This is a genomic window from Neobacillus sp. DFD-2R (genome assembly GCF_057747865.1).
In genome coordinates this window covers 2,643,566-2,656,263 of sequence record NZ_CM173228.1, presented here as the reverse complement: position 1 = coordinate 2,656,263, position 12,698 = coordinate 2,643,566, and the positions used below count along the sequence as shown (strand labels likewise).

12 protein-coding genes and 2 pseudogenes are annotated in these 12,698 nt (G+C 37.3%); 11 read left to right on the top strand and 3 right to left on the bottom strand.

The window, feature by feature from the left end; all coding sequences use genetic code 11:
• Positions 1 to 49: 49 nt before the first annotated feature.
• The 5 genes and pseudogenes from AC3ANV_RS13265 to AC3ANV_RS13245 all read left to right on the top strand — a co-directional run.
• Entirely contained in the window at positions 50 to 2,509 is a 2,460-nt protein-coding gene (locus tag AC3ANV_RS13265) for a CoA-disulfide reductase (RefSeq protein ID WP_488314034.1), read from the top strand.
• 177 nt (positions 2,510 to 2,686) lie between these two features.
• A complete protein-coding gene (locus AC3ANV_RS13260; RefSeq protein WP_488314033.1) occupies positions 2,687 to 3,211 on the top strand; it encodes a sensor histidine kinase in 525 nt (174 codons plus the stop codon).
• Between the two features lie 118 nt (positions 3,212 to 3,329).
• A complete protein-coding gene (locus tag AC3ANV_RS13255; protein WP_488314032.1) occupies positions 3,330 to 3,812 on the top strand; it encodes a VanZ family protein in 483 nt (160 codons plus the stop codon).
• Between the two features lie 35 nt (positions 3,813 to 3,847).
• Positions 3,848 to 4,129, top strand: a complete 282-nt coding sequence (locus AC3ANV_RS13250) for a fluoride efflux transporter FluC (RefSeq protein WP_488314031.1) — start codon at positions 3,848 to 3,850, stop codon at positions 4,127 to 4,129.
• Between the two features lie 399 nt (positions 4,130 to 4,528).
• A pseudogene (locus AC3ANV_RS13245) lies at positions 4,529 to 5,318 on the top strand (IS3 family transposase); the annotation flags it as partial.
• Positions 5,319 to 5,396: 78 nt separating this feature from the next.
• Here the strand turns inward: AC3ANV_RS13245 and AC3ANV_RS13240 are convergent.
• Positions 5,397 to 6,038 (bottom strand): LysE family translocator, encoded by a 642-nt coding sequence (locus AC3ANV_RS13240; RefSeq protein ID WP_488314030.1) that lies wholly within the window; start codon positions 6,036 to 6,038, stop codon positions 5,397 to 5,399.
• A 142-nt stretch (positions 6,039 to 6,180) separates the two neighbouring features.
• Between AC3ANV_RS13240 and AC3ANV_RS13235 the strand changes: the two genes are divergently transcribed.
• The 4 genes from AC3ANV_RS13235 (at position 6,181) to AC3ANV_RS13220 (ending at position 8,495) form a co-directional block, all read left to right on the top strand.
• Positions 6,181 to 6,849, top strand: a complete 669-nt coding sequence (locus tag AC3ANV_RS13235; RefSeq protein ID WP_488314029.1) for a GntR family transcriptional regulator — start codon at positions 6,181 to 6,183, stop codon at positions 6,847 to 6,849.
• Positions 6,850 to 7,109: 260 nt separating this feature from the next.
• Positions 7,110 to 7,523, top strand: a complete 414-nt coding sequence (locus AC3ANV_RS13230) for a hypothetical protein (protein ID WP_488314028.1) — start codon at positions 7,110 to 7,112, stop codon at positions 7,521 to 7,523.
• Between the two features lie 118 nt (positions 7,524 to 7,641).
• Positions 7,642 to 7,998, top strand: a complete 357-nt coding sequence (locus AC3ANV_RS13225) for a GIY-YIG nuclease family protein (protein ID WP_488314027.1) — start codon at positions 7,642 to 7,644, stop codon at positions 7,996 to 7,998.
• 296 nt (positions 7,999 to 8,294) lie between these two features.
• Positions 8,295 to 8,495: a cold-shock protein gene (locus AC3ANV_RS13220; protein ID WP_154709163.1), complete on the top strand. Its 201-nt coding sequence runs from the start codon at positions 8,295 to 8,297 to the stop codon at positions 8,493 to 8,495.
• 772 nt (positions 8,496 to 9,267) lie between these two features.
• On the opposite strand, the gene AC3ANV_RS13215 is transcribed toward AC3ANV_RS13220, so the two are convergent.
• Entirely contained in the window at positions 9,268 to 9,519 is a 252-nt protein-coding gene (locus AC3ANV_RS13215) for a hypothetical protein (protein ID WP_488314026.1), read from the bottom strand.
• A gap of 148 nt (positions 9,520 to 9,667) precedes the next feature.
• Positions 9,668 to 10,057: pseudogene (locus AC3ANV_RS13210) on the bottom strand (recombinase family protein).
• A gap of 638 nt (positions 10,058 to 10,695) precedes the next feature.
• Between AC3ANV_RS13210 and AC3ANV_RS13205 the strand changes: the two are divergent.
• Complete coding sequence (locus tag AC3ANV_RS13205) at positions 10,696 to 11,046, top strand: DoxX family protein (protein ID WP_488314025.1); 351 nt, start codon at positions 10,696 to 10,698, stop codon at positions 11,044 to 11,046.
• Positions 11,047 to 11,652: 606 nt separating this feature from the next.
• The gene (locus AC3ANV_RS13200; RefSeq protein WP_488314024.1) at positions 11,653 to 12,321 is read left to right on the top strand and encodes a cyclase family protein; all 669 of its coding nucleotides are present in this window, start codon (positions 11,653 to 11,655) and stop codon (positions 12,319 to 12,321) included.
• Positions 12,322 to 12,698: the final 377 nt, after the last annotated feature.

Here is a 12,698-nt window from a genome sequence, read left to right as displayed (position 1 = left end):
ACATTATTAATTCGGATTTTTTAAACTAGAGGAGAAGGATGTGCTTAAAATGGGGAAAAGCAAAAAGGTTGTTATTGTTGGAGGAGTTGCAGGGGGAGCAACAGCAGCTGCCAGATTACGCCGATTGGATGAAAACGTTGAGATTGTCATGTTTGAAAGAGGAGAATTTATTTCCTTTGCCAACTGCGGATTGCCTTATTACATTGGCGGAAGTATTGACTCACGCGAAAAGTTATTGCTGCAAACTGTAGAGGGAATGTCAAATCGGTTCAATATGGATATTCGCAACTTTAGTGAAGTGACAAAAATAAATCGCAGCAATAAGACGATTACAGTGAGAAACGTGCAGACTGGAGAAGTATATGAAGAAACTTATGATGTTTTAATTTTATCTCCTGGAGCAAAACCGATAAAACCAGAGATTCCTGGAATCCAAAATGCTGACAACTTATTTACGTTACGCAATATTCCGGATACAGATAAAATCAAAAGCTACGTTGAGTCAAACAAGGTGCATCAAGCAGTTGTTATCGGCGGAGGATTCATAGGCGTTGAGATGGCAGAAAATTTATGGGAACTTGGTATCCATGTGTCTTTGGTAGAGGCAGGAAATCAAATTATGGCTCCTGTAGATTATGAGATGGCAACTATGTTGCATAGTCATCTAAAGGAAAAGGGAGTACGTCTTATTTTAGAGGATGGGGTAAAAGCCTTTGAAAACAACGGAAAAAAAGTCGTGTTGAATAGCGGTGATATTCTGGATGCTGACATGATCATTTTCTCTATCGGGGTTGCTCCGGAAAGCATATTGGTAAAAGAAGCTGGTTTAGCGCTTGGGGTAAAGAACACGATTAAAGTCGAACCAACACTTCAAACAGAAGATCCTTCTATATATGCAATCGGGGATGCGATTGAAGTGGTGGATTTTGTGAATGGAAATCCTACAATGATCCCTCTTGCATGGCCTGCAAACCGTCAAGGACGTTTGGCTGCAGATCATATAGCAGGAATGGACGTTCGTTATAACGGCACCATGGGGACATCTATAGCCAAAGTGTTTGACCTAACAGTAGCTGCTACAGGGAATAACGAAAAGACATTGAAGCGGCTAGAATTGCCATATGAATCAATCCATATCCATCCTAACTCTCATGCGGGATATTATCCTGGCGCAGCTCCAATTTCTCTTAAATTATTGTTCCATCCAACAAACGGAATGATATATGGTGCGCAGGCAATCGGAACCGATGGCGCGGATAAACGAATTGATGTGATAGCGACTGCCATAAAAGGGAAAATGACAGTGCATGATTTACCGGATCTAGAACTTTCCTATGCTCCTCCCTATTCATCTGCGAAAGACCCTGTAAATATGGCGGGTTATGTGGCATCTAACATCATCGACGGTATGGTAGAGACAGTGCAATGGCATGAGATTGATACACTTGTACAAAATGGGGGACTTCTCATCGATGTTCGAGAACCGGTTGAAAGAGAAATGGGGTATATTCCAGGTTCCTTCAATATCCCATTAAACGATGTAAGGAAGCACCTAAACGAATTGCCGAAAGACAAAACGATATTTGTATCCTGCCAAGTCGGATTGCGCGGTTATTTGGCAGCCCGGATTTTGAAACAACACGGATTTCATGTAAAGAATTTAGATGGCGGATATAAGACATATAAAGCGGTGCAGGAAAACAGCCAGCCAGAACATCGCCTATCAGAAGATAAAGAAACCTATGCTGTGAAGGAGGCAGAGAATATGGATTCAGTAAAAACGGTAACGGTGGATGCTTGTGGCCTGCAATGCCCGGGGCCCATTCTGCGAGTGAAAGAACAACTGGAGAAGTTGAATGAGGGGGATATACTGGAGGTATCTGCTTCTGATCCCGGCTTTGCCAGCGATATAGAAGCCTGGAGCAAACGTACAGGACATACACTAGTTTCTTCTTCCTTTGAAAACAAAGTGGTAAAAGCTGTAATCCAAAAAGGAAATGCAAATAGTTACGCTGTAAGATCAGCTGCTTCTGAAACAAAAAACGGAGCTACCATGGTTGTTTTCAGCGGAGATTTAGATAAAGCGATGGCATCTTTTATCATCGCGAATGGTGCTGCAGCAATGGGAAAGAAGGTAACGATGTTCTTCACATTTTGGGGATTGAATATTCTCCGCAGAGAAGATGCGCCGCGTGTGGAAAAGGACTCTATGGAGAGAATGTTTGGGATGATGATGCCAAAGGGGCCTAGCGAACTACCACTTTCTAAAATGAATATGGGTGGTATGGGAACTAAAATGATGAAAAGCGTTATGGAAAAGAAAAACGTCGATACACTAAAATCTTTGATTCGAACCGCCCAAAAAGCAGGCGTGAAACTTGTCGCATGTACAATGAGCATGGATGTGATGGGAATCAAAAAAGAAGAATTGATTGAAGGAATAGATTTTGCAGGCGTTGCAACATACTTGAGTTACACAGAAGACGCCGGTCTTAACTTATTCATCTAGTGATGTGCAATGTGCCTATTAAATGAAATTGCTGGATCACAAAAAAAACACCAACCTTGCTGAAGTGAATCCTTAAAATGGGACACATCTATCATCAACTATGTCGATTTGCTTAAAAATTTACCGATTGAGCAGGAGCAATTTTCAGATTATGTCGGGATTTTGGAGAAAAAATCCTTGCGCCTGAAACGCTTAATTGCAGACCTATTGGAAGCTTCAAAAGTTGGGACGGGCAATGTTTCTATGCATTTGCAAACGGTCAATCTCACCGAAATGCTCGGTCAAATCTTGGGCGAATTTGACGAAGATTTCACCGCAAAAAATCTGACGTTAGTCTATCGCCAGCCTGATGAAGCCGTGAATATCCAAGCCGACGTGGAGCATCTCTACCGCGTGCTTGAAAATCTGCTCGGCAATGCACTGAAATACACGCTGATAGGGACGCGCGTGTTTGCCACACTTTCTGCCAGCTCTGACAGCGCAAAATTACAATTTGTGAACACGTCAAAAACACCGATAGAACTGACAGGTGCGCAGCTCACGGAGCAGTTTATCCGCGGAGATAAAGCGCGCCAGACCGAGGGCAGCGGGCTTGGGCTGTACATCGCAAAAAGCCTCGTTGAGCTGATGAATGCGGAGTTTGAAATTCGGATTACCGGCGATTTGTTCGAGGTGGACTTGGATTTTAAACGGGAAAAGTAGGAACACGTTTTTGTCAGTGCTGACAAAGCCTGTCAAATTTGAAAGCCATGAATTTTGTTTAAAACAAGAGGCTGTCAGCACTGACAAAACTAAAAAAACTTGAAAGTTGAGAAAAAAGATGAAAACATGGTCTAAATTCTTATTTACTGCTTATTTGCTCGTTTTGACGTGGCTGGTGTTGTTCAAATTTCACATTTATCGCACGCTATTTCTAGAGGTGCATTCGCGCAGTCTCAATCTGGTGCCTTTTGCAGCATCGAGCGGTCGAGGCGAAATTGTCCTGAATCTCTTGGTTTTCGTGCCGTTTGGTTTGCTTTTGGACATGGTGGTAAAGAAGTGGTCTTTTGGAAAAAAATTGTTGTTAATTTTCCTTTCGAGCCTTACTGCAGAGACGCTTCAGTACATTTTCGGGATTGGCGCAAGTGACATTACAGACTTGCTGACGAACACTGCAGGTGGCGCTGTGGGCTTACTGATCTACGCGCTGTTCAGTCCACTTGTGGGGACGAAATGGCTGGATCGACTGCTGGTCGGAGCTGGGACGATTTTGTTGCCGTTGCTTGTTTTTCATTTTGTGTTATTGCGGCATTTGATCCGCTAAAATTTTTTAGAAGGGTTCAGAAATGAACGTTATTATTGTCTTATTATTGGGATTTTGGGCGGACTTTCGCGCTAGAAATCAATACTTATCTGCCGAAAGTTGGGACGTTTCCGCTTTCGACACTGTTGATTAATTTGGTTGGCTGTTATTTGTTTACGTTTTTGATTAAGCATTTTTTGGTGACGAAAAATGTGCACGAAAAGCTGATTTTAGGCATCGGAACGGGATTTATCAGCGCCTTTACGACTTTTAGCTCCTTCATGCTCGATAGCGATAATCTGCTAATTGCGGGGCATTACGGGCAACTTGGCTTTTAATTTAGGGTATACTCCAAAATTGTGAAAAGGGATAAAACGTGGTGGTCCACTATACTATTGCCACCTTAGTTACACTAGGGGGAAATCAAAGAATTACTTAGCAACCAAGTGGAACGTGTGGAGACAACTGAATCGGCTACACTTAACTGACAAATAAAGTAAGGTCAAGTAGACTAACAACTCAGTTAGGGTATATTGCTTACTAACATGAGAGATCCATACAAGCAATTTTACTTGGAGAGGCGGGTATGCTAGCCTGGTTGGCAAGCCAGATGTCTTCACCATCTGGTTTCTTGGCTGGGAATGCATGCCCGTAGAGGCTCTTTGTCAAGTTGCGGTGGTTGCCCACTAAAATTTGGAAGTCTACTATATCTTATTCAGTTATGGAGGAGCGCCAATATGACAAAGGCTAGAAGGACATTTACACAAGAATTTAAAGCTCAAATGGTCAAGCTATTTGAAAATGGTAAGCCTAGAAAAGACATTATTAGCGAATACGGTCTAACCCCTTCCGAATTAGATAAATGGGTGAAACAAAGTCAACTATCAGGTTCATTTAAAGAGAAGGATAATAGAACACGAGAAGAAGCAGAGCTGATTAAACTTCGTAAAGAAAACCAACGTTTATTGATGGAGAATGATATTTTATACAAGCAGCGTTGATAATAAGACGAAAGTAAATGTGATCAATAATAATCGAAACAAATACTCGATATCAGCAATGTGCGACGTCCTACAATTCCCGAGAAGTACCTATTATTATAAAGCAAAAGAGCAATCCAAATCAGAGGATGAACTTACGACTGCCATCATCGGAATATTTCATAAAAACCGCCAGAACTATGGCACTCGTAAAATTAAACATGAGTTAAAAAAACTAGGTATGGTTGCATCTAGACGCCGTATCGGCAGAATTATAAAAGAGAATGGGCTAGTATCGAAATATACAGTTGCTCAGTTTAAGCCTCATGTGGATAAATGTAATGAATCTAAAGTTAAAAATGTGTTGAATAGGGAATTTGATCAACAAAATGAATTAACAGTTGTATTATGTGATTTAACATACGTAAGAGTCGAAAATCGTTGGCATTACATATGTTTATTTGTCGATCTTTATAATCGGGAAATTGTAGGCCATAGTGCGGGCCTTCACAAAGATGCCGGACTAGTATATAAAGCTTTATCGACTAAAGGGCAGGTTGTTAATTGAAAAACACTAAAGGCAACCCTAGAGGGCTGCCTTTAATATCGTATGCAACTTATAATACTATCTCTTCTCTAAGCCAAGTTTAAATGCAAGTGAAACTAACATAATTCCTGTTACTTTATTAAAGATATTCTGGACTTTTGGTTTCTTAAACCAAGCACGAATGAATTTCAAAATATGGACAACGATTAAAAACCACAATATTGCTTCAAAAATAAGAATAATCCCTAATATGACCAGCTGTATTAATACGTTTTGGTGTGTATTAATAAATTGGGGCATTAGTGTCATATAAACAACAACCGTTTTTGGATTAAGGGCATCACTTAAAAACCCTTGTAAAAAACATTTCTTAAATTGACCAATGGATGAGTTCCTCGATTTAACTTTATCTTCTAAGCTATTCATTTCAAACGAGAAAGTATCCTTAGCCTTAAAAGATTTAATCCCAAGGAAGATTAGATAAGCTGCTCCCATGTATTTAATTAAAGTAAATATCACTATGGATTTGGCAACAATCGCTGCAAGACCAAGCACTGCTACAATTGTCCAAATTGTAAGACCTGCTGCAATACCAAGTATAGTAAACTGACCTGCTCTTGTTCCATGAGATAATGTATTTTTCGTTACTAAAATAGTATCTACCCCTGGTAACATAACCATCATCGATGTTATTAAGATGTACATAAATAAGTTTTCCATAGATACCTCCCTTATATATATATGCAATATATTACACATAACGATAATAACGCCTTTTTGGCATAAATGCAATATATTGCATTACGCCTAACAATTGAATATACTACAATAAATAAGATTTAATATGTAAAGGTGAACGATAATGCCAATACCTAGAGATTTCTCAACTCCAAATCGATTATCTGCAAAAGAACGGGCATTTAAACAAATACAAGAGTGGATAATTGATGGTACTCTTCAACCCGAAGAAAAATTGAATGATGCTGAACTGGCAGAAGCATTGGGAGTAAGTCGAACTCCAATTCGGGAAGCTTTGCAATTACTTAATGTTCAGGGTTTTGTGGAAATGCATCCCGGAGTGTCTACACAAGTTACAGCGGTAAATAAAGAAGATATATCTAAAATTTTACCCCCATTAGCAGTATTACAGGCTTTATCCGCCGAACTTGCGACACCTGTTATTGAACAGCCGAACATCGATTCATTACGTCATATTAACACTGAATTTGCCCAAGCTGTTAAGGAAGGTAATTACTATTCAGCATTAAAGTTGGATGAACATTTCCATAAAGTTATTGTTGAATTGGCACAGAATCCATATATCAGCAACACAATCTCTATGCTTCAGGCTCATGTACGTAGACTCTTTTTCCATAAGTCCATTATTCTTACGATTGATTCAGTTAAAGAACATGAAGCTATTCTTCAAGCCTTTGAATCTCAGGATAAAGAGACTGCTTCCAGCATCGCACGAAACAATTGGCTACGTCCTATTGATGTATATTATTCGAGTTTAATGGAAGAACAGTAATAAACAAAAACACCTTAGATGGATTTAAGGTGTTTTTGTTTATTAGTTATTAATGGGAGTGGCTTCTCAATAGAAAATTTCGATTTTTTCTCCGCCCCTGATTGTGAAGTGTTGTATTAAACTATCGGGTGCAAGAGTTGAAGATCTGGCTGCCATTTGGCAGCTTTTCTTATTGAACTAAATGGAGTTTAGTTCAACAAGAATACCCTGAATATATGGTGTTTTATGGTAAAATTAAGTTAGTTATGGGAGGGGTTGGGATGAATAAAGAAATTGAAGAGATTATTATTAAATCTTTCTCTAATAAAAAGATTCAACAAAGGGTATTATTTGAATTATCTTCACCGAAAAAACGATGGAACGCATTAAGAGGATTATGTCACCATTACTATGACACTCTTCGTAATGAATATATGATTGAGATTCCTAAACCTAATTCTAACTTTGAAAAAATAGCTGAAATATTGAAAAATCACGGTGCTGGAGAGTCTTGTTACTCAATATCGGATAGTGAAGAAATTGATGGGAAAGAGCTTCCCTTATTAACCGCATTAGAAAAAGCTGTTGGATACGGAATGCCGTCAATCGTTTCTTGTATTCAAGGAAAACTTGCTTTTTTTGAAGCTGAACAGGATTATGGACCTCCACCAAGATTTATCTTGAAAAGACCTTAATGTGATGCATAGAAAATAAGTGATGATGATGAGCTTATTGGTGAACGATTGCGTGTTCTATCAAGAATCTTAAAAGAGATGGGATATTAAGCAATAGACCCCGAAGGGAGAGAGAACGGTGGATAAGAGCAGGCGTAAAGAATTAAAAGAGGAATTTAAGCAAATTAAGACCTATATGGGCATATATCAAATAAAAAACAAAGTTAACGGAAAAATTTATGTTGATAGCTGTCCTAACTTAAAAAACAAGTGGCTAACACTGAAAATGCAACTTGAAACGGGGAGATTCGCAAATTCCCAGTTGCAAAAAGATTGGAGTCAATTAGGGGCAGATGCATTCGTCTACGAGGTACTAGAGAAGAAGGAAGTTGAGGAAGATATAGACAAACGCTGGCATCTTAAGCAAATGGAAAAGCTTTGGATGGAGAAATTGCAACCTTATGGAGACAGAGGATATAATAAGCTGGCAAATTAAAGCACTGCTTCAGTGCTTTTTATTTATCTTTTTTTGTGAATGATTTCACTTAAACAATCGGGTGCAAAAGTTAAAGAAGTGACCGCTACGGTGATCCCTTTTTCTTGTTCCACGAACGGGTGCTATAGTTAAAGAATTAGGGTTCCTTGCAAATACTTACAAAAAATGTTATTATAAATATTGAATTATTTTTGTTCGGTGTAAAGGATTATAAGTTTCAACTTTTCGTCTTGATGATCACTGAGAGCAAGGATAGTAATACATTGTGTGTATTTACACACTAGGAGGCAACAAAAATGGAAAAAGGTAAAGTAAAATGGTTTAACGGCGAAAAAGGCTTCGGATTCATCGAACGTGAAGGTGGAGAAGACGTTTTCGTTCATTTCTCAGCGATTCAAGGCGAAGGGTACAAAACATTAGAAGAAGGTCAAGAAGTGACTTTTGAAGTTGAAAAGGGTCAACGTGGACCTCAAGCAACTAACGTGCACAAAGCTTAATTATAGAATCCTTTAAACAGGCCCTTATATTAGAGTCTGTTTTTTATTTTTCTTAAAAAACAAAAAACCCCACTCATAAATGAGTAGGGAATATGAAAACAGTAAATCAAATGGTAAGCAAAGTGTAGCACACAATAAGGGAATCTCCTAATTTTTTTAGATAGATTGACTTCTAATGGTCACTCTTTATTAGTTCATTTATGCCTTATTAAGCCAGTTTAGTGAAAAAGGAAATTCCGTGAAGTCGATATAGTTTATTGTTTCTACACAATTGTATGGGTGACCTTAAGGATGTTATTTATTGCAATATGCTTGGTTAATAACCCAGTAAAATGACTAAAACTAACCATATAGGTAACTCAACCTAGAATAATAATGGGGTGATTTTATGAGTAAAGCTAAAGGAAAAGGTGGAACAGGGAGAGGAGCAGACAAGAAAGGCAAGCTAGTGCAAACAAAAAAAGAGTGCAAAACCTTATATAAGTATAGGTAAAAAAAACGGATTATGAAAATGACCCCACAAGCAATAGGTAAAGTCAATTATCAATAAGATCATCCATATTCGGGCTCATTTCTGGAGAGGTGAGGGGAGCTATCCTTAAATTCACATTTCATTTTGTGCCCCTCCTATTTTCGATTCCAAGGCAATTTCCAATGTTCTCTCAACACTTCTGGAAAACACTTTTACAATACCAATTACCATACTCGCCACCTGGAAGCTGCTTCATTTCCGTTTGGGGAAACCACTTTGCTTAGTAAGCACACATTTGTTTTACTTCCGATTCTCCCAATGCTCTTCAATCTCCAATTCCTCTTCAATCATTCTTTTTAACTGTGTTTCATCCACATATTTAGGACCTTTAATTAAAACATTTAAAGCTTCTCGATAGGTATAGGCTGTTTTAAAGGATGGACAATCAGAAAGCTTTTCGTATTCATTGCTCTTCCATACCTTTTTTAGTTCCTCATATTCAATATCAAACCAAACCTTTAAACTGTTTATTGCGTGATCGTCTACTGCCATTATTTTGCCCCCTTCGCTTTTGCGTATATGGTTGAACGTAGCACGCCTTTTTGTTTAGAAATGTCATTTACGCTTAATCCATTTTTCTCTCGTTCTGCAAACAGCTTTAATGCCCTTTTGATTTCCTTTGTGTCCTGTCCTTTTCTTCCTAAGTTTTCCCTTGTGCTTTCGCCCGTTCATTGATGAGATCGTGCTCGAATTCAGCAATAGCCCCCAGCATAGTAAACATGAGCTTTCCAGCCGGAGTTGAAAAGTCGATCTGTTCCTTGATGAATACAACGCCGATGTTTTTCTCTTGTAATTCATGAACAATATTATGTAAGTCTCTTGTTGATCTGGCCAAACGGTCAATCTTATAAACGACTAATTTGTCTCCTGCTCATAATACTCCATGGCTTTGTTCGGGCCTGCCAGTGTTCTTACCACTTTTCTTTTCGTGAAAAATCTTAGTGCATCTATACTTTTCTAACTGTTCAACTTGTAAGGAATAATCCTGATCTAAGGTACTTACCTTTGCATATCCAACAAGTTCACTCAACTTTGCTCATTCCCGTCTAAAATATATATAACTTTCTGTACATTTTTTATAGACTAACTTTTAGATGGAAAACAAGAAAGAAAAAAACTTATATTTTCGTAGTGTACAAAACTTACAACTTTTAGATACATCGATTCTTAGATATAAAAGACTGGAAACGATCCTGGATTTCAAGTGCCATTATAAAAACAAAACCAATAATCAAAAATTGGAGCCTAAACTAATACAGGGGTGGCCCTCGCAGCGGGTTCGAAAATGGAAAATGATCGCAGGACAATATACAAATATGTCTATGTAGAATAATATAGAGCAAATTCAAGTGGAGGTTATCACAATGTCATTCCTTGAAGATGGCAGAATACCTTACATAGGGCATCCACTGCCTAAACTTGAAGTTCAAACATGCAACTTCCTTCCAGATATTTGTGAAGAGTTTTACTTAAACTGACTGGTGCTTGAATTCAAGAAGGAAATGTCGCTTAGTCAGCCTTTTTTTATTGAGCTAAAGGAGCAGGTTAGGTGAAATTTTAACTTCATAATGATTTTATTAATGATAGAATATTATATGGAATATATATCTATATAATCATTGGACAGAATTCCCCTAAATAATATCAATAAAAGGAGTAAAGATATATATGATAACTATTGTCATACAAGTAATTTTAGCGGTATTTATTTTAGTAGGAGGATTCATAAAACTTTTACGTATGCCGTTTCAGGTTGAACATTGGCGGCATTATCAATATCCATTATGGTTCATGTCTGTAATTGGATTGATTGAAATTATTGGAGCAATAGGTATGATTAGTGGTATCTGGATTAGCTACTTAACTGTTGGATCAAGTGCATTATTTGTACTTCTCATGTTAGGAGCCATACATTCTCATATTTTTCGAGCCCATCAATCAATTGTAATGATCATTCCTGCAACGATCTGTTTAATATTATCTATTGTGTTGATTATTAAGAACATAACGTTTGCTTAAACATGTTCACAATTTTGGGAAGTTTTAAAAAAACCTACAGTTTACTTCCCTACGCCATAAGCCTGAAGTTAAGAATTGGACCATAATCAAACCTCGAAGCCAGAAACGGTAGTTTTCGGTATAGAGCAATGTATAATCGAATGGAATGGAAAAACTCACTTATTACATCATCTCAAATTCCTTTAAAATTATTTTTCCTTATTGTGATAACTGGTACGTTAGTTCAACAAGCTATGAGCGATTTTAGGACTAAACCTATTTTAGTTATCCCATTAAAGGGCACATTTTCTTAACAAGAAAGCGTCCTTCTTTATGTATTCGGCGATATAATTGAATAAGAGGTTGCCATAAACCCTGCTTATATAAACAGTATGTTTTAGGACTCTCAGGATTAATTTATTAAAATGTTTAAATCTGTGCAAAAAACAATAAATTATGCCAGAAGAACTTATTGTAGCCTGAGGGGTTTTGTATGGGGAACTTCCGGTCCTATCTAGAATGTATACTTTATACATTTATTTTAATACAAAGAAAAATTGGGTAATATGTTAAAATTTCCTTGTACCATTTTTGAATAATAGTGAAAAGGGAGTGTGGAAATATAATATGAGGAATAAAGCTTTTATTGATTTAAGTCATACTATAGAAGATGGTCTTATAACTTATAAAGGGTTACCTGCTCCAATAATCTGTGATTATCTAAGTCGGGAAGAATCTCGAAAACATTATGAAAAAGGTACAGAATTTCAAATTGGAAAAATAGAAATGGTCTCTAATACAGGAACTTATGTTGATGTTCCATTCCATAGATATCCTGATGGGAAAGATCTTTCAGAAATGACCATTGATAAAATGGCTGGTTTAGAAGGAATTATTGTTCATGTTGATGAAAACAACAAAGAAATTGATGAAGAATTATTTAATGATCTTGATATTGAAGGAAAAGCTGTTTTAATTCATACAGGTTGGGACAAATATTGGAATACAAATCAGTATTTTGAAAACCATCCCTATTTAACCGAAAAAGCAGCCAAATATTTAGCAAATAAACAAGCTGCATTAGTTGGAATTGATTCTGTAAATATAGACGACACGTCAGGAAAAGCTCGCCCCGTACATACGGTTTTACTAAGACAAGAAATACTAATTGTTGAACACTTGTGTAATTTAAAGGGGCTCTCAAATAAGGACTTCTTATTTTATGCCATCTCTCCTAAAATTAAGGGATTTGGAACCTTTCCTGTTCGAGCTTTTGCGGAAGTATTAAATAAATAATGTTAGGTGTGTAATAGTGTTGTAGAAAATAAATCAATCGTAGTATATTTTGTTTGTTCTGCAATCGGCGATATTATAGAAAGATGATATGCATTATTAGAACAACCGTAATATTTTGTTGATGCTTCAGGTTATTTTAAGAATATTGTCATGTTTCTACTTTAACTAAATGAAATAAATGGTGGGTTATCAGCTTTTTGTTTATTAAACCAAACTAGCCAATAGAAACTACAGAATTATTCCTTTATAGGCTGCTAGAGTTGCAGATCAAGCTGTCATTTTGGCAGCTTTTCTTATTGCACTAAAGGGGTAGGTTCAAAAAAAACGTGGCTGTCAAATGAAGGACAATTTGATGAGGAATCTAAGTAGTTTGCAGC